A 21,934-nucleotide genomic window follows, 5' to 3' on the forward strand; every position below is an offset into this window, starting at 1 on the left:
GTAGGAGTTTGGGCCGTGTCTCAGTCCCAATGTGGCTGATCATCCTCTCAGACCAGCTAAGGATCGTAGCCTTGGTGGGCCTTTACCCCACCAACTAGCTAATCCTACGCGGGCCGCTCCAATGGCGATAAATCTTTCCCCCGAAGGGCTTATCCGGTATTAGCTCAAGTTTCCCTGAGTTGTTCCGAACCAAAGGGCACGTTCCCACGTGTTACTCACCCGTCCGCCACTAATCCCGAAGGATCCGTTCGACTTGCATGTGTTAGGCCTGCCGCCAGCGTTCGCTCTGAGCCAGGATCAAACTCTCAGGTTGAGTTGACCGCTAACCCAGTCATCCGACCCAGGGGGAAAACCCCAGGCCAGGCGTCTGGTTTTGCATAGTTTCTTGACGAGTTCCCATTCACATCGATGGATTGAAAGCCGAAGCTTCCAGTCCATGATATTCATGGTGTCTTCAAGAGACCGCATTTGTCAGCGTTCGAGATGACCCGTGAGGTCATCGCCAGAGCGCCGCCGCCTGCGTTTCTCTTTCCAAATCAACAATGTCAAAGACCCGGACCCCCTCTCGGAGGCCCCATCGTTTAGCGCCCGATGTCGGCGGAGGCGGCTATCTATCCAACCTCGAATTCCGTGTCAAACCGTTTTTCTACAAAACCGTCTGAACCAATCCGCCAAACCAACCCGAAGGCCAAGCCCAGCAAACCGAAGCGACCTTCTAGTGAAGAGCGCCAATCAAGTCAAACAAGAATTTCGTAAAAACTCTTCGAAGACTTGAAGAGTAACCTCAGAAGCTCTTGCGAACTTCACTCCGTCACCCCCGGGAACGCGGCTTCTAGTGAAGCCAACCCACCCTGTCAATCTCAAATTTCGCCGAACTTCAGCAGATCCTTGAGATCGATTACTTCACAGAACCTTGGAATTCTTATTGAACTCTTCGCTTCAGTGAGGAGCGGCGCTTCTATTGAAGCATCACCCCAGAGTCAACCGCCTCGTTTTCAATCCATTCAGAGAGCCGTGGCCACAACGAAGAGACAAAAAGGGATCCGCAGGCCGCCAAGGCCGCCCGCCTGGATCCATTACCGAGTCGATTGGAGCGCGGAAGCTACCGAAACTGGCCAAAGAAAGCAAGGCCCTTATGGGCTCAACCTTGCGGCCGCGATCGCGTTTCCGAGCGAGGGGCGGATATAGGCGCGTGACGACACGGTGACAACCCCTTTGCGGTTGAATCCCGATCCAGCGGCTTGAGTTTTAGCGGGACCGGCGGCGTGTCCTGCAATCAGCGCATAACCAGCTCCACCTGGCGTCGCCGGCGCGCGAGGCTATCGGGGGGCCTCTTCTCCTCGCCAGCTCATCAGGACGCCGGCCGAGCGGCGCCAATCTATCGATTCGGCCTGCCCTGGAGCGCGCGCGCCGCGGCAGGAGGCGGGACGTCCGCCCGCTTGTCGATCTCTGCGGGACGGACGCCGGGGATCACTCGATCGAGGCTGTCGCTGACCAGGAGATCAGCTGATGCTGACGCAGCCAGAGAATCGCCGACCGCTTCCGACGAGAACTTGCGGGCGAACTCGGTCCGTCGTCGCGAGAGGACATTCGGCGCCGAATTGACGGCTGCGCGGTGGCCAGGTGGTCTGCGATCGACGCCGATCCTGCCTCTCAAGGGACCGGTAGGCGCGATTCGCCGCGCGAAGAGCGTGATCCAGGCGAATCCGAAAGGCGGGGGACGAGGCGGGGGATCGCCTTGGGAGGACGCCGTTCCGGGCGAACCTCAGGCTGGCGCGCCTTGGCGCCAATCGATTCTCTGGTTTCGATCTAGCGACGGAGAAGCGCCCGGCCACCGGAACACAATGCCGGCGAAGAATCGGGGCGATTCGCGACGCCGTTAAGCCACTGGCCGTCGGGACGGAGACCTCGCTTCCGTGGGGGGCACGCCGAGAACAGCTGTCGGGGATCCGGAGATCGTGGCGCGAACTGGAGCGCTCGTTCGAGTCGCTCGAGGGATCTTGAGCGTCGTCTCGCAGGCCGCTGACCTGTTGGCGATTGAGCGCGGCCAGGCCGGCCCCCCGCTCACCCGGAAAGCCCTGGGCCCAAACGAAAATGGCCTCCCGAAGGAGGCCATTCTTGATCTTGGGTGCGGGGACAGGATTTGAACCTGTGACCTTCAGGTTATGAGCCTGACGAGCTACCGGGCTGCTCCACCCCGCGGCGAAGTGGGTAGTGGTGTGATCGTGTTGGGAGGGTTCTGGACTTTGAGCGTGAGCTCTACAGGAAGCATCCTTTTAGCGGACCTGGCGGCGACCTACTCTCCCGCGCCTTGAGACGAAGTACCATTGGCCCTGGGGGACTTAACGACCGAGTTCGGAATGGGATCGGGTGGGGAACCCCCGGCATAGCCACCAGGTCAGCAAAAAGGATGCTGTCGGGTGAGGGGTTAGCTCACCCGAGCATATTGTGAAGAAGACATCGCCTGTCTGGATATGTTGTAAAGCGTCAGTCATGGGTTTGACTGAAGAACGATCAAGCCTATCGAGCTATTAGTACCAGTAAGCTACACGCCTCGCGGCGCTTCCACACCTGGCCTATCAACGTGGTGGTCTACCACGGCTCTCAGCGAGACCTTGTTTTGAGGTTAGTTTCCCGCTTAGATGCTTTCAGCGGTTATCTATTCCACACTTAGCTACCCTGCTGCACAGCTGGCGCCATGACAGGTCCACCAGAGGTGTGTCCATCCCGGTCCTCTCGTACTAGGGACAGATCCTCTCAAGTCTCGTACACCCACGGCAGATAGGGACCAAACTGTCTCACGACGTTCTGAACCCAGCTCACGTACCACTTTAATCGGCGAACAGCCGAACCCTTGGGACCTGCTCCAGCCCCAGGATGTGATGAGCCGACATCGAGGTGCCAAACTTTGCCGTCGATATGGACTCTTGGGCAAAATCAGCCTGTTATCCCTAGAGTACCTTTTATTCGTTGAGCGATGGCCCTTCCACGCAGGACCACCGGATCACTATGGCCGACTTTCGTCTCTGCTCGACTTGTCAGTCTCGCAGTCAGGCGGGCTTATGCCATTGCACTCGACGACCGATTTCCGACCGGTCTGAGCCCACCATCGCGCGCCTCCGTTACACTTTGGGAGGCGACCGCCCCAGTCAAACTGCCCGCCACGCCATGTCCCGGACCCGGATAACGGGCCGCGGTTAGACGTCAGCAACAATAAGGGTGGTATTTCAAGGATGGCTCCACCGGAACTGGCGCCCCGGTTTCATAGCCTCCCACCTATCCTACACATGTTGCTGCTAACGCCAAGGCGAAGCTGCAGTAAAGGTTCATAGGGTCTTTCCGTCTGACCGCGGGAACCCCGCATCTTCACGGGGAATTCAATTTCGCTGAGCCTATGCTGGAGACAGTGGGGAAGTCGTTACGCCATTCGTGCAGGTCGGAACTTACCCGACAAGGAATTTCGCTACCTTAGGACCGTTATAGTTACGGCCGCCGTTTACCGGGGCTTCAATTCGCAGCTTGCACCGCTCCTTTTAACCTTCCGGCACCGGGCAGGCGTCAGACCCTATACGTCGCCTTGCGGCTTCGCAGAGCCCTGTGTTTTTGATAAACAGTCGCTACCCCCTGGCCTGTGCCACTCTACTCTGGTTGCCCAAAGCAGAGTCACGCTTATCCCGAAGTTACGCGTGCAATTTGCCGAGTTCCTTCAGCATAGTTCTCTCAAGCGCCTTGGTATACTCTACCTGCCCACCTGTGTCGGTTTCGGGTACGGTCTCCGTTGGAGTTATTTCCAGGGACCTGTTCACTGCCCAGAGCAATCCAATAAGCCTAGACAATTTACCAGATCCGTCACTTCCAACTGGTTCAGGAATATTCACCTGATTCCCATCGACTACGCCTTTCGGCCTCGCCTTAGGGGCCGACTAACCCTGCGCAGATTAGCTTTACGCAGGAACCCTTGGGCTTTCGGCGAGAGTGTCTCTCACACTCTTTATCGCTACTCATGTCAGCATTCTCACTTCCGATACCTCCAGCAAGGCTCGCGCCTCACCTTCACCGGCTTACGGAACGCTCCGCTACCGCTTGCTCAAAGAGCAAACCCATACCTTCGGCGTCTGGCTTGAGCCCCGTTACATTTTCCGCGCAGGTTCGCTTGACCAGTGAGCTGTTACGCTTTCTTTAAATGATGGCTGCTTCTAAGCCAACATCCTGGTTGTCAAAGCAAACCCACATCGTTTCCCACTTAGCCAGAACTTGGGGGCCTTAGATGATGGTTAGGGTTGTTTCCCTTTTCACGACGGACGTTAGCACCCGCCGTGTGTCTCCCAGATATCTCTCTTGGGTATTCGGAGTTTGATTAGAATTGGTAGAGATCGCTCCCCCCGCATCCATTCAGTGCTCTACCCCCCAAGGAGTCCGTCTGAGGCACTACCTAAATAGTTTTCGCGGAGAACCAGCTATGTCCAGGTTTGATTGGCCTTTCACCCCTATCCACAAGTCATCCGAGAATTTTTCAACATTCACCGGTTCGGTCCTCCAGTAAGTGTTACCTTACCTTCAACCTGCTCATGGATAGATCACCTGGTTTCGGGTCGTCATGCGACGTACTTATTCGCCCTATTCAGACTCGCTTTCGCTGCGCCTACACCTAACGGCTTAAGCTTGCACGGCACATGAAGTCGCTGACCCATTATACAAAAGGTACGCCGTCACCACGCGCGGTGGCTCCGACTGCTTGTAGGCTTCCGATTTCAGGATCTGTTTCACTCCCCTTGTCGGGGTGCTTTTCACCTTTCCCTCACGGTACTTGTTCGCTATCGGTCATTGAGGAGTACTTAGGCTTGGAGGGTGGTCCCCCCATGTTCAGACAGGATTTCACGTGTCCCGCCCTACTCGAGTCTGTCGCTATTTGACGCTTACGGGGCTATCACCCACTATGGCCGACCTTTCCAAGTCGTTCAGCTTTATGTCACGACAGCACTGGCCTGGTCCCGGTTCGCTCGCCACTACTACGGGAGTCTCGGTTGATGTCCTTTCCTCCGGGTACTGAGATGTTTCAGTTCCCCGGGTTTGCTTAATGGAGCCTATGTATTCAGCCCATTATACCTGTCACAGCCAACCCACCGTCCTCCAGCCGAAGCTGAAGCAAAGTGGAGTGGCCATTAAGGTGGGTTTCCCCATTCGGAGATAGCCGGATCAAAGGGTGCTCGCGCCTCCCCGGCTCTTATCGCAGCGTGCCACGTCCTTCATCGCCTCTCAATGCCAAGGCATCCGTCAGAAGCCCTTATGCGCTTGATCGTTCTCAGCAAAACCCATGCATGCGTCTCTAGGGAGACGCATCATGCGCTTTACAGTCAGACATTTGATGTCTTCTTCAAAGTCCGCCCTTAAACCTAGACCATCCCAAGGGTGAGATGATTTCGGCGGGTGAACCCTACCTTCACGATGTCATTATCGCAGATCGCGCATGCCTCATGGAGGCAACAGTCGCGACTGCAAACTTGATATCCACGATCGCGTTTTCGCACGCCCCCGATGGGGCGTGGTGGAGCCAGACGGATTCGAACCGACGACATCCTGCTTGCAAAGCAGGCGCTCTACCAACTGAGCTATGGCCCCTCACACTCGGTGTGAGTTGCTTGAAGCCCAGGAGAGCTGGGTGTCGGATGCGTTCCGTATATGCAGGAGGTTGGTAGGCCCGATAAGACTTGAACTTATGACCTCACGCTTATCAAGCGTGCGCTCTAACCAACTGAGCTACGGGCCCATAGGCCGCATAGACCAGATCCTTAGTCCTAAGACTAAGACCCGTTCCTGGGCTCGCGATCGCCTCGCTAGCCTTAAGCGGCTGACGAGGAGTGGAAAGAGAAACGAAGACGGCGGCGATCCGCTCACTGTATATAATCGGAGTTCCAATAGATCCGAAGACCTGGAGGAACATCCTTAGAAAGGAGGTGATCCAGCCGCAGGTTCCCCTACGGCTACCTTGTTACGACTTCACCCCAGTCGCTGACCCTACCGTGGTCGCCTGCCTCTCTTGCGAGTTAGCGCAGCGCCTTCGGGTAAAGCCAACTCCCATGGTGTGACGGGCGGTGTGTACAAGGCCCGGGAACGTATTCACCGCGGCATGCTGATCCGCGATTACTAGCGATTCCAACTTCATGCACTCGAGTTGCAGAGTGCAATCCGAACTGAGACGACTTTTAGGGATTGGCTCCCCCTCGCGGGATTGCAGCCCTCTGTAGTCGCCATTGTAGCACGTGTGTAGCCCACCTTGTAAGGGCCATGAGGACTTGACGTCATCCCCACCTTCCTCCGGCTTACCACCGGCGGTCCTATTAGAGTGCCCAGCCAAACCTGATGGCAACTAATAGCGAGGGTTGCGCTCGTTGCGGGACTTAACCCAACATCTCACGACACGAGCTGACGACAGCCATGCAGCACCTGTGTCCCAGTCCCCGAAGGGAAAGCCAGATCTCTCTGGCGGTCCAGGCATGTCAAAAGGTGGTAAGGTTCTGCGCGTTGCTTCGAATTAAACCACATGCTCCACCGCTTGTGCGGGCCCCCGTCAATTCCTTTGAGTTTTAATCTTGCGACCGTACTCCCCAGGCGGAGTGCTTAATGCGTTAGCTGCGTCACCGACAGGCATGCCTGCCGACAACTAGCACTCATCGTTTACAGCGTGGACTACCAGGGTATCTAATCCTGTTTGCTCCCCACGCTTTCGAGCCTCAGCGTCAGTAACGGACCAGTATGTCGCCTTCGCCACTGGTGTTCTTCCGAATATCTACGAATTTCACCTCTACACTCGGAGTTCCACATACCTCTTCCGTACTCAAGATAGCCAGTATCAAAGGCAATTCCAAGGTTGAGCCCTGGGCTTTCACCTCTGACTAAACTATCCGCCTACGCTCCCTTTACGCCCAGTAATTCCGAGCAACGCTAGCCCCCTTCGTATTACCGCGGCTGCTGGCACGAAGTTAGCCGGGGCTTCTTCTCCGGGTACCGTCATTATCGTCCCCGGTGAAAGAATTTTACAATCCTAAGACCTTCATCATTCACGCGGCATGGCTGCGTCAGGCTTTCGCCCATTGCGCAAGATTCCCCACTGCTGCCTCCCGTAGGAGTTTGGGCCGTGTCTCAGTCCCAATGTGGCTGATCATCCTCTCAGACCAGCTAAGGATCGTAGCCTTGGTGGGCCTTTACCCCACCAACTAGCTAATCCTACGCGGGCCGCTCCAATGGCGATAAATCTTTCCCCCGAAGGGCTTATCCGGTATTAGCTCAAGTTTCCCTGAGTTGTTCCGAACCAAAGGGCACGTTCCCACGTGTTACTCACCCGTCCGCCACTAATCCCGAAGGATCCGTTCGACTTGCATGTGTTAGGCCTGCCGCCAGCGTTCGCTCTGAGCCAGGATCAAACTCTCAGGTTGAGTTGACCGCTAACCCAGTCATCCGACCCAGGGGGAAAACCCCAGGCCAGGCGTCTGGTTTTGCATAGTTTCTTGACGAGTTCCCATTCACATCGATGGATTGAAAGCCGAAGCTTCCAGTCCATGATATTCATGGTGTCTTCAAGAGACCGCATTTGTCAGCGTTCGAGATGACCCGTGAGGTCATCGCCAGAGCGCCGCCGCCTGCGTTTCTCTTTCCAAATCAACAATGTCAAAGACCCGGACCCCCTCTCGGAGGCCCCATCGTTTAGCGCCCGATGTCGGCGGAGGCGGCTATCTATCCAACCTCGAATTCCGTGTCAAACCGTTTTTCTACAAAACCGTCTGAACCAATCCGCCAAACCAACCCGAAGGCCAAGCCCAGCAAACCGAAGCGACCTTCTAGTGAAGAGCGCCAATCAAGTCAAACAAGAATTTCGTAAAAACTCTTCGAAGACTTGAAGAGTAACCTCAGAAGCTCTTGCGAACTTCACTCCGTCACCCCCGGGAACGCGGCTTCTAGTGAAGCCAACCCACCCTGTCAATCGGCCTTTTCGCTTCCGTCGATGATCTGGCCGAAGCCGCCTCGAAGGACAGAAGCGCGGCGACGAAGCCCTTGAAGACAAGGTCTTCGCAAATTCGTCACCGAGTCGATTGGAGCCGCGGAACCTAGTGATCCGCCTTCCCAATAGCAAGGGCCAAGGCCCTTGTTTTCAGTCCGGCGGGGCGCGGCCCCGAAGCGAGGGGGGCTTTTAGACAGCGCTCCTGGGAGGCGCAACCGCAAAAGCGACAGCGGCCATCCTCGTTCGCCGTTCTCCTGTGCGCGGATCTGTGCATGGTTTCCGCCGCCCGCGGCGTCACGGGCGCTTGCGCCCAGCCCCGCCCTGCCTCCATAGACCTCTCAAGAGGAGGCCCCGCGTCCATGCTGTCCCAGAAAGCGCGCTACGCCCTGCGCGCCATGATCGAACTGGCCCGAGAGAACGCCCAGGTCACGGCCGGCGAGCTGGCGATCCGCGCCGACGCCCCGCGCAAGTTCCTGGAGGCGATCCTGCTGGCCCTGGCCCGCCAGGGCCTGGTGGCGAGCCGGCGCGGCAAGTTCGGCGGCTATCTGCTGGGCCGTCCGGCCGCCGAGATCAGCTTCGCCGAGGTCATCCGCCTGGTCGACGGCCCGCTGGCCCTGGCCCCCTGCGTCAGCCGCACCGCCTTCCGCCGTTGCGAGGACTGTCGCGACCTGGCGACCTGTTCCCTGCGCGAGGCCCTGCTGCGGGCCCGCGACGCCACCGCCGCCGTCCTGGAGGGCTACAGCCTGGCCGACGCCGTCGAGGGCGCGGGGGGCGAGCTGCTCGGCGAACCGGCCCGTTGAAGCGCTCTTATATAAGCGCGCTCCTTATATAGAGAGCGCGCCATATAGAGAGAGCGCCCGGGCCGCTCAGCCCGCCGCGATATAGGCCTTCAGCCCGTCGGCCTCGGCCTGGGTCTCGCGGATCTTGTACTTTACCAGGTCGCCGATCGAGATGATGCCGGCCAGACGCTTGTTCTTGCAGACCGGCAGGTGGCGGATGCGGCGGTCGGTCATCCGCGTCAGCAAGGCGTCGACCGTCTCCTCGGGCTGGGCGAAGACCACGTCGCGGGTCATGCAGGTCGAGATCGGCTTGGTCAGGGCGGCGGCGCCCTGTTCGGCGATCACCCGCACGATGTCGCGTTCCGACAGGATGCCGGCGATCGACTCGTCCTCCTCCAGCACCACCATCGCGCCGACCTTGCGGGTGTGGAGCAGGGCCGCGGCCGCCCCCACCGTTTCCTGCGGCGAGGCGGTGAACACCAGGTCGCCCTTGTCCTTAAGGATCTGAGAAACCAGCAAAGCCTAATCCTCCCTGAGCACCGTTGTTTTCCACAGGGTCTCGCAAAGCGCGCCGGGGATCAATGGCTTCCGTGAGGCCGCCGGGCGGCCTTCGCGCCAAAGCGCCTCCGGCTTAACCAATTCGCGAGACCTTTGGGATTATACCGCACGTTGTTCGATCTTGGCACGGGGGTTGCTTAACGCCCTCAGCGCCGGCGCTCGGGGGTTCAAGATGGCTGTTCACAGGAAGAAACTGCCGGGCGATGGCCGCGCGACGGCCCTTTGCTCGGCCATTCTGACCCTCGTGGTTGCAGGCGCAGCCCACGCTCAGTCGATGGAGACCAACTCCGCGTCGTTCAACGCCGGCTATGGCCGGGTGGCCGGGTCGGAGAACCACGTGGTCGACTATTCGACCCGCGACGCCAACGGCAACCGGGTGATCGTCGACGGCGTGATGCTGACCGGCTCGGACCAGAGCGTCTATTCCTCCGGCCGCTCGTCGGGCTCGCTGGACAGCTATGCCGGCGTCGGCGGCCTGGGCGGCTATGGCAGCGCCACGGCGATCGGCAACAACCTGACGGTCGTCACCCAGGGCAACAACAACACGGTGATCGTCAACTCCAACCAGATCAACAACGGCAATGTCAGCGCCGGAACGAATGTCGGGAACTCAGGCAATGGCCAGTAAGCGCCTCCTTCTCCTGCTGGCGGGCGCCTGCGCGGCGCTCAGCGCCTGCGGCGGCGTGCCCAGCCCCATGGGCGACGGCAACTACGCCACGCCGATCGGCTCGGCGCCGGTCACCGCCAACCCCACGCCCTACAGCGCCGGCTTGGTCTGCCTGGCCCAGTACGCCCGCGCCAACCACGTGGTCGCCCCGCGCGTCGCCATCGGCCGCATCGCCGACTACACCGGCAAGGAAGAGTCCGACGGCTCGGGCCGCAAGGTCACCCAGGGCGCCTCGCTGCTGGCCATGACCGCCTTCGCCAAGGCCGGCATGCCGATGGTCGAGCGCTTTGACACCTCGGTGTCGGAGTACGAGCTGAAATACGCCAACAACAAGCTGATTTCCGACAATCCCAAGCCCGGCGCCGACGTGCCGGCCGAATATCGCAAGATCCTGGCCGGCCAGGTGCCGGGCTCGGACTTCTATGTCGCCGGCGGCATCACCGAGCTGAACTACAACATCCGCTCGGCCGGCGTGGACGCCTATGTCGGCGACAAGGACACCGACGGCCTGAAGGGCAACTTCAAGCGCCGGGTGTTCGTGATGAACATCGCCCTGGACCTGCGGCTGATCAACACCCGCACCCTGGAGGTGGTCGACGTGATCTCCTACCAGAAGCAAGTGATCGGCCGCGAGATCAGCGCCGGGGTGTTCGACTTCCTCAACGGCAACATCTTCGACATCTCCGCCGGCCGCGGGGCGCTGGAGCCCATGCAGCTGGCCGTGCGCTCGCTGATCGAGCGGGCGACCATCGAGATGAGCGCCAACCTCTACGGCATGCCGGGCCCGCAAAGCTGCCTGCGCTACGACCCCTACGCCGCCAACACGGTCGGGGCGACCGGGGCCTTCGTGCCCGCCTACAACAACCTGGGAACCAACAATGCGCAAACCCGCGAAGACCCGTCTCGCTGGAATGATCGCAGCGATCCCGATGTGCGCGATGCTGGCCGGGGTCGCTACTAGCCAGACCGTCCCCAGCCAGGGTTCGAACGACCAGCTCAATGTCGGCGGCCTGTTCGCCGACCAGACCCTGAACGTCGTCACGGTCGACGAGGGCGTCAGCGCGACCACCACGGCCGGCGGCAACACCTTCGGCATGACGGTCGACGGCGCCGACGGCGGCCTGACGTCCAACCAGGACAACCAGGGCGTGATCTCGGCCCACGGGGTGATCAACGCCTCGGGCTCCATGGGGGCCAGCAGCAGCAACGCCACCACCGCGGTCGGCAACAGCGGCACGGCCACGGCGGCCTATGGCACGCTGAGCGGCTTCATGGTCCAGACCAACACCGGCGCGGTCACCGCCCGCGGCCAGATCGAGGGCGAGACCGCCCAGGCCGGCGACGTCGCCGAGACCACCCTGGCGGCCGGCAACAGCCAGGGCCTGCTGCTGGTCAACGGGTCGATGGGCGCGCGGGTCAGCCAGAACAACCAGGCCGACGTCGCCGCCGACGGCGGGGCGATCCTGCACTATGTCAGCGGCACGGCCGTCGTCGCCGGCACGGCGGCCGGCAACAATATCGACCTGACCGGCGCCAACCAGTCGGCCGCCCGGGTGATCACCGACCAGAACAACGGCGCGGCCAATGTCACCGGCACGAAGTTCACCGCCTATGGCAACAGCTATCTGAGCGCCACCGGGGCGACCGCCTCGGGCAACAATCTCAGCGCCAGCAACGAAGGCCCGCTGCTGGACGTGACCTCGCACCAGTACAACACCGCCTATGTCAGGGGCCAGGCCGAGGAGAGCTCCTACGAGTTCGGCTCGGCCCAGGCCTCGGCCTATGGGGTGGGCAATTCGGTGATGGCGGGCAATTACGGCCCGGGCCTGGTGCTCGACAACACCCAGGTCAATGACGGCGGCGGGGTCGAGGTGATCGCCAGCTTCAGCGGCGACAGCGGCTATGACGCCGGCTCCAGCGCCACGGCGATCGGCAACGCCGTCACCGGCTATGTCTGCAACCAGTGCAGCGGCACGATGACCGCCACCAACAGCCAGTCCAACAATGTCGACGTCAGCGCCCGCTCGACCATCAGCCTGACCGGTAACGCCCGCTCGATCGCCGGCGTCGCCACCGCCACCGGCAACAACGCCAGCTTCTCGGTGACCAATTCGGGGCATTAGGCGGCGGACACGCTTCATCGACCTCGGGCTTTCGCGACGAGTGGGTGAGGAGGCGCGGAGCGGCCGGGCCAGGCCCGGGGACCGTAGGGTTTAGTGTGTGCGTTTCGGCTTGGACAGACCGCTCCGCGGAACCGTTTGTCTCGAGGGACGGCGACTGAGGGCCTGTTTCATCCCGATCGACGTTCCCCCTCGGACGGGCAGGATCAAAGTCGCCCGGAAGGGGCCGTCAGCGACTCCGACAGATCCTGGAACAGGCCGGTTTGAACCTCCCGGCCCCGTCGACCCGCCTGTCCCGCCACCGTCCGCGAAGGACCTTGGAGCCTTCTGAGCCCCGCCGCCCGCCGCGACCCGATCGCCAGGCCCAGGCGGCCCCGCTCGGTTCCATCTCCATCGCCGCTTCGGGTCGGTACCAAGCGCCCTCCTCCGCGACGGAGACAGCTGTGATTGTGCGCGCGGTTCGAGCCCTGGCGCGTCGGTGACGCTGGTTATTTTTCAGGGCGTTGAAAGGGTTGGGGTTCTTGGCGTCAGCGGCGGGGATCGAGGCGCGCCGATCCCCCTGAAATCCCTTCCCTCCCCATTTTGGGGAGGGTGGCCCTGGCGGAGCCAGGGTCGGGTGGGGCCTGCTGACTCTGCCGATCGCCCCCCGTCCACCACCCTGCACCGCTCCCCACCCGCCCCCTTCGGGGCCACCCTCCCCGAAATGGGGAGGGAAGGTGGAAAGTAGGAAAGAGAGCGCCTTCTCCCCCCTTCCGCCCGCCCCCAGCGGCGAGGCCGCGCCTTAAAACCTTGTAGGCAAGCCTGCTCTGGCGTCTGGCCGAGTCAAGGACGACGCTCCTCCAAGGGTTTAAGCCGCGGACGCATCTGGGACGGACGCTGGTTTTCGCAGAGCGGACGTTCGCAATGTTCGAGAAGGGTGTGGGAAACAGTCCCTTCGCCATTCCCTTCTCAGCCGTCATTCCGGGCCTTGTGCCCGGAACCCCTCTCTCCGCCGCAGGTGCAGGAGGGGCGGTTCGCTGGCGAACCGCTTGCACTTCACGTGCGGGCCGAACCAGGGGTTCCGGGCACAAGGCCCGGAATGACGGGTGTATTTTTTGGGCGGGCGCTTAGACCTAAGGTCCGACTGGGGTCGAGTGCAGCCCATCGCGCCGCGCCGGCAACCCGACATTCGTGGCTCGCGCCCAATCCGGACATGGCGTCGGCCGGGAAAGCGGCCTTCATCGGTCAGCCGACCCCGAGGCGCTGGCGCCGCCTTCGGTCGGCGATCGACCGCAGGACCGATTACGGTGACAGTGCACTAATTGGCGCCGATCGGGCCAATCGCTCAGCCGCGCCCCAGCGGGCGCAAGTCGAAGCACCAATTAAGCGCACTGTCACCGCAATTCAGGTGGACGACTCCAGCGCCACCGGCGCGCGCTGGTCGCAAGCAGGCCAGTCGGTCGACATCGCCCCCTGATCTGGTGTCCCCCCGGAGCGAGGGAGCGAGGGACACACTCCCCTCCGGCGCGCCTTTTGCAGCCGACGTCCAGAGTGAAAAATGAGGGCGCCCCCACGCTCGCCCCTTCGCCCATCCAGCCTATGGCTCCAGGAAGCTCAGCGCCGCATCGACAAGACCCGGGGCGTCGGACATTCCGTAGTGGGTGACGCCCGGCAGGATCGCCAGGCGGTGGCGAGCCATGCCGGAGCCGTCCCAGCCGGCGTCGCGCAGGCCGCCGCCGAGCAGCTGGTAGAAGCGCACGATGTGCTCGGGCTCGAACATGTCGCTGTCGCCATAGACCAGCAGGGTGGTCGGCTTCAGGGCCCTGGCGTCTTCCGACCAGTCGTAGGGCGTGCGGATCGCCTCGCCCATGCGCGCGACGAATTCCGGAAAATCCTCCACCCGCGGCGCCACCGCCTTGTAGGCGTCATAGAGCGGGGTCTGCATGAAGGTGGCGGCGCTGTCGCGGGTGATGGCCTTCTGCTGCTCGCGGATGTCGGCATAGAAGCCCGTATGGGCGTAGGGGGCCGAGGCCAGGATCAGCCGGTTGACCACCTCGGGGTGCTGGACCGCCAGGCGGAAGGCGACCATGCCGCCGAACGAGAAGCCCAGCACGTCCACCCGCTCGAAGCCGAGGGCGCGCACCACGGTCGCCAGGTCGTCGCCCATAGCGACCGCGTCGATCGGCCGGTCGGTCAGCGCGGTGCGGCCGTGGCCGTAGAGGTCGACGGCGATCACCTGCCGCCGCGCCGTCAGCCTGTCCAGCACGGGGCCGAACATCTCCATCGTGCCGAACCCGCCATGCAGCAGGAGCAGGGGCGCGCCTGCGCCGTGGATCGCATAGCCGTAGCGGACGCCGCCCGCTTCGACATGGCCCGTCTTGATCGTTTCCATCCTCAGTCCTCCGCTGTTCGTCCCCCAAGGACGCAGCGGAGGGCGGCGCGCCGACAACGCCGTGCGAACTCTTCGGCCGGCGTCATAATCGATCGCAACCGTTCGATTATTGACTTTGAATCGGCGACGCTGATAGTGGCGCGCCTAACCACAAGAAAATCCGGGTGGATCCGCCGTGACGATCAAGCTGGCTGCGACCGCGGCCTCATTCGCCCTGGCCCTGGCCGCAACCGCCGGCTTCGCCTCGGCGGCCGAGCGCCAGGTCCTGCCCCTGGCGGAGGGCTGGCGGTTCACTCAGAGCGACACCGTGACCGACGCCCGGGCGTCCTCGTTCGACGACAAGGGCTGGGCGACGGTCAGCGTGCCCCACACCTGGAACCGGGCCGGCTTCTATGTCTCCGACGGCCCGCACATCCACACGCGCGACACCCTCAACACCGTTCAGGGCGTGGGTTGGTACCGCCTGGCCTTCACCCCGCCGGCGACGTTCGGCGACAAGGCCGCCTGGCTGCAGTTCGACGCGGCCAGCCGCCAGGCCTCGGTCTGGCTGAACGGGGTGCATCTGGGCGACCATGCCGGCGGCTTCTCGCGCTTTCGCTTCGACGCCAGCCAGGCGCTCAAGCCCGGCCAGCCCAATCTCCTCGTCGTCCGGGTCGACTCCAGCCGCCCGGCCGTCGGCGGATCGACGGCCGACATCCTGCCCTTGGGCGGCGACTTCTTCGTCCATGGCGGCCTCTATCGGTCAGTCAGCCTCGTCGCCACCAACAAGGTCCATTTCGACATGCTCGACCTGGGCGGCCCTGGGGTCTACGCCCAGACCACCGCGATCGACGGCGGCAAGGCCACGGTCGCCGTACGGGCCAGGCTGCGCAACGACGGCGCACGGCGCGAGCGCCTGACCCTGGTCACAGCCTTGGTCGACGCTGCAGGGGCCGTGGCCGCCGAAGCCCGGTCGCCCGTGATCCTCAAGGTCGGCGAAGCGACGGAACTCAGGCAGGACCTGACCCTGGCCAACGCCCACCTCTGGCAGGGCGTCAAGGATCCCTATCTCTACCGCCTGCGGGCCGAGATCCGCGATACGCGCGGGCGGCTCCTCGACCGCCTCGACCAGGCCTATGGCGTGCGCCAGATCCGGATCGATCCGGACAAGGGCCTGATCCTCAACGGCCAGCCGCTGCCGCTGCACGGCGTGGGGCTGCACCAGGATCGCGAGGGCAAGGGCTGGGCGATCAGCGACGCCGAGGTGGCCGAGGACATGGCCGTCATCCGCGAGATGGGCGCCAACACCATCCGCCTGACCCACTACCAGCACGGCCAGGCGATCCATGACTTGGCCGATCGCTACGGCCTGATTCTGTGGGACGAAATCCCCTTCGTCAGCGTCATGACCCTGGCCGCCGATCAGGTCGAGCCCAGCCCGGGCTTGGTGGCCAACGCGCGCCAGCAGCTGCAGGAGCTGATCCGCCAGAACTCCAATCATCCCTCGGTGGCGGTCTGGAGCCTCGCCAATGAAGTCGATTTGCGCGGCACGCCGCCCTCGTTCATGGGCGCCTCCAAGATCGTCCAGCGCGACCCGATCCCGTTGCTCAAGGACCTGCAGGCCCTGGCCAAGCGCGAGGACCCGACCCGGCCGACCACCCAGGCCACCTGCTGCGAAGGCTTGCAGCCCAACGCCCCGGAAGTGGCGGCGATCACCGACGTCAGCGGCGCCAACCGCTATTTCGGCTGGTACTACACCCCGTCCGACCCGCTGGGCCCGGCCCTGGACGCCCTGCACGCCAAGCGCCCGGACAAGCCGCTGTCTGTCAGCGAATACGGGGCCGGCGGCGCGATCAGCCAGCACACCGACGACCCGCTGGGCGGTCCGTTCGACGCCTTCGGCCGCGCCCAGCCGGAGGAGTACCAGGCGTACGTCCACGAGAAGAACTGGGCGATCCTGCGGTCCAGGCCCTATCTCTGGGCCACCTGGCTGTGGAACAGCTTCGACTTCGCGACCGGCGACCGCCATGAAGGCGACGCCGAGAGCATCAACACCAAGGGCCTGGTCACCTACGACCGGGCGGTCAAGAAGGACGCCTTCTACTTCTACAAGGCCAACTGGAGCACCGAGCCGTCGGTGCACATCAACGGCCGCCGCTATGTCGACCGCAACTATCCGGTGACCGACGTGCGGGTCTACAGCAACGCGGCCTCCACCGAGCTCGTCGTCAACGGCCGGTCCGTGGGGGCGATGACCGACTGCCCGCTCAAGGTCTGCGTCTGGAAGGACGTCCGCCTGGCGGTCGGCGACAACCTGGTCGTCGCCAAGGGGCGGACCGGCGAGACCCTGACGGAGGATAGGCTGACCTGGCGCCTGGCGGCGGACCGCAAGGACCGCTTCACCATCGACAGCGGGGCCATCCTGGCGGCGACCGATGGGCCGTTGCGCCATGGGTCGGATGCGTTCTTCACCGGCGGCGCGGCCAAGGCGATCAGCGGCAAGGCGCCGAGCCTCGAGGGCGGCGCGCCCTGGTCGATCGCCCGCACCTATCGCGAAGGGGATTTCAGCTATCACATCCCCGCCGCCCCGGGCCGCTACACCGTGAGCCTCACCTTCGCCGAGCCGACCTTCGCCAAGGGCGAGCGCGTTTTCGACGTCCTCATCGACAACAGGCCGGCGCTCGCCGATTTTGATGTCGCCGCCCAAGGGCCGGGCGAGCGCGCGAGCGTGGTCCGCAGTTTCCCGGTCGAGGTGACCGCCGCCGGCCTGACCCTGACGTTCAAGGGCAAGGTGGGCAAGGCCATGGCCTCGGCGATCGACCTTTCTCCCCGCCCCTAGCTCAAGACCTGGGCCGCACCCATTCGCACCGCTTCCGTCAGCCGATCGAGCAGGCGCGCGGCCAGCCGCGTGCGCTGCCAAAAGAGCGCGACCGCGATCCGGTGGCCCGGCGGCAACTCGACGAGTCGCCCGGCCGCGAGATGCGGTTGCGCCAGATGGAGCGGCGTCATCGACCATCCCAGGCCGGCCAGCGCCATGTCGAGCATGCCTTGGGTCGACGGCGTCCAATGGACCGGCGGCGTCGGGCGGATCGCCAGCGCCTCCTCGCACCATCGGGCCTGCAGATTGTCGCGCCGGTCGAACCGGAGCATGGGCGCCCGCTGCAGACTTTCCGCGTCGACGCCCTGGGCGAAGTGGCGGTTGACGAAGTCCGGGCTCGCCGACGCGACATAGTCGATCGCTCCCAGGGCATAGGTCCGGCATCCCGCGACCGGGACGGGATCGGCCGTCACGGCGGCCAGGACTTCGCCGGTCCGCAGACGGTCGGCGGTATGGGCCTCGTCCTCCATGACCAGTTCCAGCATCGCCCCGGTCTCGGCCGCGAACCGCGCCGCGGCCTGGGGAAACCAGGTGCTGACGCTGTCGGCGTTGACGGCGACCCGGATCAGCGGCCGGCCGGCCGCCTGGTCCGCCAGCCTGGGCAGATCGGCGATCATGTCGCTTTCGAGCAGCAGGACCTGCTCGACGTGGGCGCAGATCTTGGCGCCGGCCTTCGTGGGTCGGCAGGGCGCGCCGCGCGTCAGCAGGATCGCGCCCAGTCGCTCCTCCAGCCCCTTCACCCTCTGGGAGATCGCCGAAGGCGTCACGCCCAGGACGGCGGCGGCCTTGTCGAAGCTGCCTTCCCGCGCCACGGCGGCGACGGCGGCGAGCGCGGGATAGTCGAGCATTAGAATCGCTAATCCAAGATTAGAAACATTAGCTGTACTACACCCAGGCGGCGCCTCATCAAACCGCCATGACCGCCTCCCTCCTCCCCGCCTTCGCCAAGGGCTTCGCGCTTTCCGCGGGCCTGATCATCGCCATCGGCGCCCAGAACATGTTCGTCCTGCGCCAGGGTCTGAAGCGGGAGCATGTCTGGCCGATCGTGCTGTTCTGCGCCTTGGCGGACGCCACCCTGATTGTCGCCGGCGTCAGCGGCCTGGGCGGGGTGCTGGCCGTTGTCCCCGGCCTGTCGCTGGTTCTCAGCCTGGGCGGCGGCGCCTTCCTGGGCTGGTACGGCGTCTCGGCGCTGCGGCGGTCGGCCCGGCCTTCAACGCTCGTCGTCGAACGTCAGGCGGGGATGACCCTGGGCGCCGCACTGGCCGGAACGGCCGCCTTCACCTTCCTGAATCCGCACGTCTATATCGACACAGTGATGCTGATGGGGGCGGTGGGCGCGAGCCTGCCGATCGCTGAGCGGCCGTTCTTCATGACCGGGGCGGCGATGGCCAGCCTGTCCTGGTTTTCGGCTCTGGGCTTCGGCGCGCGGTTCCTGGCGCCGCTGTTCTCTCAGCCGGCAGCTTGGCGCATCCTCGACCTGGCGATCGGCCTGATGATGCTGGCGCTGGCGGCGAGCCTGGTCTACGGCGCCCTGGCCGCCTGATCGCTGCCGTTCGATTAGGGTCGCCAAGACCGACCTCAGCACGCCGCCACGCGCTGATCGGCGTGTCCCCGCTGACTACGGGGTTTTCAGCTTGGTGAAATCGGCGTCGATCTCGGCCAGGACCTTGTCGGTCACCGTGTCAGCCGAATATTGCTGGACCGCCTTCAGGGTCATGCCGCGGGCCATCTGGACCTGGTCGTTGGCCATCATCTCCGGCAGGCGCCTGGCCACCACGGCCTTGGCGGCCGGGTTGTCGAGAATGTCGCCGATGGGGGTGTCGTTGGTCGTGAACTTCGCGGCCTGGGCGGCGCCCGGCAAGGTCGCCGGATTCACCGACGTCGTCGCCGGCGGCGTGGTCGAGGCCTGGCCGAAGCCCAGCGCGGGGGCGGCCGACAGGGCGGCGCAAAGGGCGCCAAGGGCCATGGGAGCAAAGCGCATAGCGAAATCCCGAAGTTGAACGGTTCCTCGGCGGATCATGACGCCGCTCGCCTCAAAGGCAAGAATAATCGCACGGTACCGGTCGATTTCTGGACCAGTCCATGTATGCTCTTGCCGAACCCCGCCCAGCGCGGGAAGAAGACCGGACGCGCACGACGCCGGCGCGCGCCAGGCTTGGCCGAACGCCCCGCGTTTTCGCAGCTTAGAAGGCCCATGACGGTTTCAGTTCTGCACAGCGACGACGACCTGCCAGCGCCCGCCGCGCCGCCCCTAAGGAAGGGCGGTCGCCCAACGGCCGCCCGCAAGGAGGCCATCGACATGGCCATCCTCGCGGCCGGGCGCGAGCAGTTCCTGGCCTGCGGCTTCGACGCAACCTCGATGGAGGCCGTCGCCCTGGCCGCCGGCACCGCCAAGGGCACGCTCTATTCGCGATACCCGACCAAGGAGGCGCTGCTGCGAGCCGTGGTCGCCGACCGGCTGGAGGCCTGGCAGGCCGACGCCGCCGCGCGGAGCGGACCGATCCCCAGCGACCTGAAGCAGGCCCTGCACCACCTGGCGCACACCATCCTGGACTCGCTGCTGTCCGAGGAGATCCACGCCTTCCAGCGGGTGCTGACCAGCAGCGCCGACCAAGATGGGAAACTGGCGCGCGTCCTGCACGAGGTCGGCCACAGGACCGCCATCGCCGCCCTGGCGGAGACCATCGTGCGCGGCACCGGCAACTTCGCCGCCCCGCCCCGTGACCCGACCCGGGTGGCCGAGATGCTGATGGCCATGCTGACGGGCTGGTACGACGCCCATGCCCGCGTCCGCGAGGTGACGCTAGAGGAGGCGAAGGCTTACGCCGACCACGCCGTCGACGTCATTTTCCAGGGCCGGGCCGCGTGGTGAGACCGAGCGCGAGGCCTTTCTGACAGGCCGCGTGCGATTGATTGCCTGCGAAGCGGTTCGAGCCCGGGAAACTAGCCCAGCTCGATCAGGGCGACGCCTTCCGGCGGAAGCTCAAGCATCAGCTCGCGGGCCTTGCTGAGTTTTCGGACCTCCGACGGGGCGATCTCGGCCGCCGCCCGGATCCTGTTCAGCTGCTCCCGCGTGGGATATTGCGGCGATCCCATCGCGCGCCAGGCCGGATAGGGCGAGCCCCGCGCCATGTCCACATAGCTGACCTTGACCGCCTGGCCGGCCTTCGCGCCTTTCAAGGTGACCTTGAACTGTTTGGCCTCGCCGACGACCTTGCGCACGCTGCTCGCGCCCGGAATGCCCGAGGCCTGGGGCGCGTCCGCCAGGTTCCACAGCAGGACGGCGCCGCCGCCCCCGGCGGTGCGCGACGCCAGGGCCGGCCCCGAGCACTTCACCCGCCGTTCCCCCAGCCTGTTGAGCAGCTTGAAGGTGTTGAAGGTGGGCCGCGCCACGTTGCGCGCCGACATCAGGCCCCAGGCGTTGTCGCCCTCCTTGAAGACGAAGTTGGGAATGAGGACTTCCTCGAACTTGCTGACCTGCCAGTACGACATGCCTTTGCAGTACGGCAGGCAGCCCTTGATGATGTGCGTGATCATCGCCGGACTGTCGGACGACCATTCGCCCAGCCACAGTTCCGCATCCTTGAAGGGGCTGGCGGCGATCTGCTCGCTGACCATCTTCATGGCGGCCGGTACGACCTCGTTCTGCGTGTACTTGCCGGCCTGGCCGAACACCTTGGCCTGGTTGTCGCCGGCATAGAGGTGGGTGGAGACGAAATCGACGGGCGCGTCGTTCTGGGCGCAATAGTCCAGGAAGGCGGGGATCCACTGCGCCTTCGAGGTGGCGGGCCCGCCGACCTTCAGCGCCGGATCGACGCCTTTGACCGCCTGCGCCGTCGCCTTGTACAGCTCGAAATACTGCTGCTGGGTCCCGCTCCAGAAGAATCCGAGGTCGGGCTCGTTCCAGACCTCGAAGTACCATTGGCGCACCTCGGCCGCGCCGTAGCGGTCGATCAGGTGGCGGACGAACTCGGCGATGAACGCCTGCCAATCGGGCATCGAGGCCGGCGGGGTGATGTTGCCGCGATAGGTTCCAAAGACCGCCGAACCGCTGGCCAGCTTGCCGGGCATGAAGCTGAGCTCGACGAAGGGCTTCAGACCAAGGTCGAGCAGCCCGTCATAGACGGTGTCGACGTTCTGGAAATTGCTGCTGTTGGCGCCGGGGCCGAACGAGATCTTCGGCCGGACCCCCATTTCGTCGTCGTTGAAGACGCCGTGAAAGCGCACGCGCTTAAAGCCAGCCTCCTTCTGGGCGCGGGCGGCGTCCCGGCGCCACTCCTCGCGCAAGGTCAGGCCGGCGCGGTCGGAGCCCACGCATTCGGACCAGATATGTTCGAGCGGGCCGTCATCGGCGGTGAGATCGACGTCGACGGTTTCGGTGACCAGGCCCGAGGCCTGGGCCCGAGCGGCTCCAGCCAGGGTCGAGGCGGCCACCCATGAGCCGGCCGTGGCGACGAGGTCGCGCCGATTCAACATGTTTCCTCCACCTCATCGAGCCGGGATCCTGCGTCCTCGGCCGTGTTTTCTTGCGGCCGCTTGGCGCCGCGCGCACGCCTGCTCAGGCGTGGGGCGTCGATGACCGGCGG

The 21,934-nt window shown here is 63.9% G+C and carries 12 protein-coding genes, 3 tRNA genes and 4 rRNA genes (1 of these 19 running past the window's edge); 7 read left to right on the plus strand and 12 right to left on the minus strand.

Features of this window, described 5'->3' with window-relative positions:
• From ACIPQB_RS20080 to ACIPQB_RS20110, 7 genes are all read right to left on the minus strand, one after another.
• A 16S ribosomal RNA gene (locus ACIPQB_RS20080) occupies nt 1-313 on the minus strand (it extends 1,173 nt beyond the left edge of the window).
• Nucleotides 314-2,125: 1,812 nt separating this feature from the next.
• Nucleotides 2,126-2,202 (minus strand) — tRNA-Met (locus ACIPQB_RS20085).
• A gap of 81 nt (nt 2,203-2,283) precedes the next feature.
• Nucleotides 2,284-2,398 (minus strand): 5S ribosomal RNA (rrf, locus tag ACIPQB_RS20090).
• A 112-nt stretch (nt 2,399-2,510) separates the two neighbouring features.
• Nucleotides 2,511-5,298, minus strand: a 23S ribosomal RNA gene (locus tag ACIPQB_RS20095).
• A gap of 245 nt (nt 5,299-5,543) precedes the next feature.
• Nucleotides 5,544-5,619, minus strand: a tRNA-Ala gene (locus ACIPQB_RS20100).
• A 71-nt stretch (nt 5,620-5,690) separates the two neighbouring features.
• Nucleotides 5,691-5,767, minus strand: a tRNA-Ile gene (locus tag ACIPQB_RS20105).
• A 180-nt stretch (nt 5,768-5,947) separates the two neighbouring features.
• A 16S ribosomal RNA gene (locus tag ACIPQB_RS20110) occupies nt 5,948-7,433 on the minus strand.
• Together the 16S, 23S and 5S rRNA genes with 3 tRNA genes alongside form the textbook arrangement of a ribosomal RNA operon.
• Before the next feature lie 922 nt (nt 7,434-8,355).
• Here ACIPQB_RS20110 and ACIPQB_RS20115 point away from each other — a divergent pair.
• On the plus strand, nt 8,356-8,796 hold the full coding sequence (locus tag ACIPQB_RS20115; protein ID WP_446487033.1) for an RrF2 family transcriptional regulator: 441 nt from the start codon (nt 8,356-8,358) through the stop codon (nt 8,794-8,796).
• A 66-nt stretch (nt 8,797-8,862) separates the two neighbouring features.
• On the opposite strand, the gene ACIPQB_RS20120 is transcribed toward ACIPQB_RS20115, so the two are convergent.
• Entirely contained in the window at nt 8,863-9,294 is a 432-nt protein-coding gene (locus ACIPQB_RS20120) for a CBS domain-containing protein (protein WP_446487034.1), read from the minus strand.
• Between the two features lie 211 nt (nt 9,295-9,505).
• Between ACIPQB_RS20120 and hfaA the strand changes: the two genes are divergently transcribed.
• Genes hfaA through hfaD form a run of 3 tightly spaced genes read left to right on the plus strand, consistent with a single transcriptional unit; the run spans nt 9,506 to nt 12,123 of the window.
• Complete coding sequence (gene hfaA, locus ACIPQB_RS20125) at nt 9,506-9,961, plus strand: holdfast anchoring protein HfaA (RefSeq protein ID WP_446487035.1); 456 nt, start codon at nt 9,506-9,508, stop codon at nt 9,959-9,961.
• Nucleotides 9,951-10,961, plus strand: coding sequence for a holdfast anchoring protein HfaB (gene hfaB / locus ACIPQB_RS20130; protein ID WP_446487036.1), 1,011 nt, complete (start codon nt 9,951-9,953; stop codon nt 10,959-10,961). Before hfaA ends, hfaB begins: the two co-directional genes overlap by 11 nt.
• The gene (gene hfaD, locus ACIPQB_RS20135) at nt 10,930-12,123 is read left to right on the plus strand and encodes a holdfast anchor protein HfaD (RefSeq protein ID WP_446487100.1); all 1,194 of its coding nucleotides are present in this window, start codon (nt 10,930-10,932) and stop codon (nt 12,121-12,123) included. Before hfaB ends, hfaD begins: the two co-directional genes overlap by 32 nt.
• Nucleotides 12,124-13,696: 1,573 nt before the next feature.
• Here the strand turns inward: hfaD and ACIPQB_RS20140 are convergent.
• Nucleotides 13,697-14,491 carry an alpha/beta fold hydrolase gene (locus ACIPQB_RS20140; RefSeq protein ID WP_446487037.1) on the minus strand — a complete coding sequence of 265 codons (795 nt, stop codon included), beginning with the start codon at nt 14,489-14,491 and terminating at the stop codon, nt 13,697-13,699.
• Nucleotides 14,492-14,666: 175 nt separating this feature from the next.
• On the opposite strand from ACIPQB_RS20140, the gene ACIPQB_RS20145 reads away from it, so the two are divergent.
• Nucleotides 14,667-17,309 carry a glycoside hydrolase family 2 TIM barrel-domain containing protein gene (locus ACIPQB_RS20145; RefSeq protein WP_446487038.1) on the plus strand — a complete coding sequence of 881 codons (2,643 nt, stop codon included), beginning with the start codon at nt 14,667-14,669 and terminating at the stop codon, nt 17,307-17,309.
• Here the strand turns inward: ACIPQB_RS20145 and ACIPQB_RS20150 are convergent.
• The gene (locus ACIPQB_RS20150; RefSeq protein ID WP_446487039.1) at nt 17,306-18,196 is read right to left on the minus strand and encodes a LysR family transcriptional regulator ArgP; all 891 of its coding nucleotides are present in this window, start codon (nt 18,194-18,196) and stop codon (nt 17,306-17,308) included. The two genes, ACIPQB_RS20145 and ACIPQB_RS20150, sit on opposite strands and share 4 nt — an antisense overlap.
• 68 nt (nt 18,197-18,264) lie before the next feature.
• On the opposite strand from ACIPQB_RS20150, the gene ACIPQB_RS20155 reads away from it, so the two are divergent.
• Nucleotides 18,265-18,891: a LysE/ArgO family amino acid transporter gene (locus ACIPQB_RS20155; protein ID WP_446487040.1), complete on the plus strand. Its 627-nt coding sequence runs from the start codon at nt 18,265-18,267 to the stop codon at nt 18,889-18,891.
• A gap of 75 nt (nt 18,892-18,966) precedes the next feature.
• On the opposite strand, the gene ACIPQB_RS20160 is transcribed toward ACIPQB_RS20155, so the two are convergent.
• Complete coding sequence (locus ACIPQB_RS20160) at nt 18,967-19,329, minus strand: hypothetical protein (RefSeq protein ID WP_446487041.1); 363 nt, start codon at nt 19,327-19,329, stop codon at nt 18,967-18,969.
• Between the two features lie 213 nt (nt 19,330-19,542).
• Between ACIPQB_RS20160 and ACIPQB_RS20165 the strand changes: the two genes are divergently transcribed.
• On the plus strand, nt 19,543-20,220 hold the full coding sequence (locus ACIPQB_RS20165) for a TetR/AcrR family transcriptional regulator (RefSeq protein WP_446487042.1): 678 nt from the start codon (nt 19,543-19,545) through the stop codon (nt 20,218-20,220).
• A gap of 71 nt (nt 20,221-20,291) precedes the next feature.
• On the opposite strand, the gene ACIPQB_RS20170 is transcribed toward ACIPQB_RS20165, so the two are convergent.
• Nucleotides 20,292-21,824: a GH39 family glycosyl hydrolase gene (locus tag ACIPQB_RS20170; protein WP_446487043.1), complete on the minus strand. Its 1,533-nt coding sequence runs from the start codon at nt 21,822-21,824 to the stop codon at nt 20,292-20,294.
• Nucleotides 21,825-21,934 lie beyond the last annotated feature (110 nt).

Source organism: Caulobacter sp. LARHSG274, assembly GCF_052871235.1.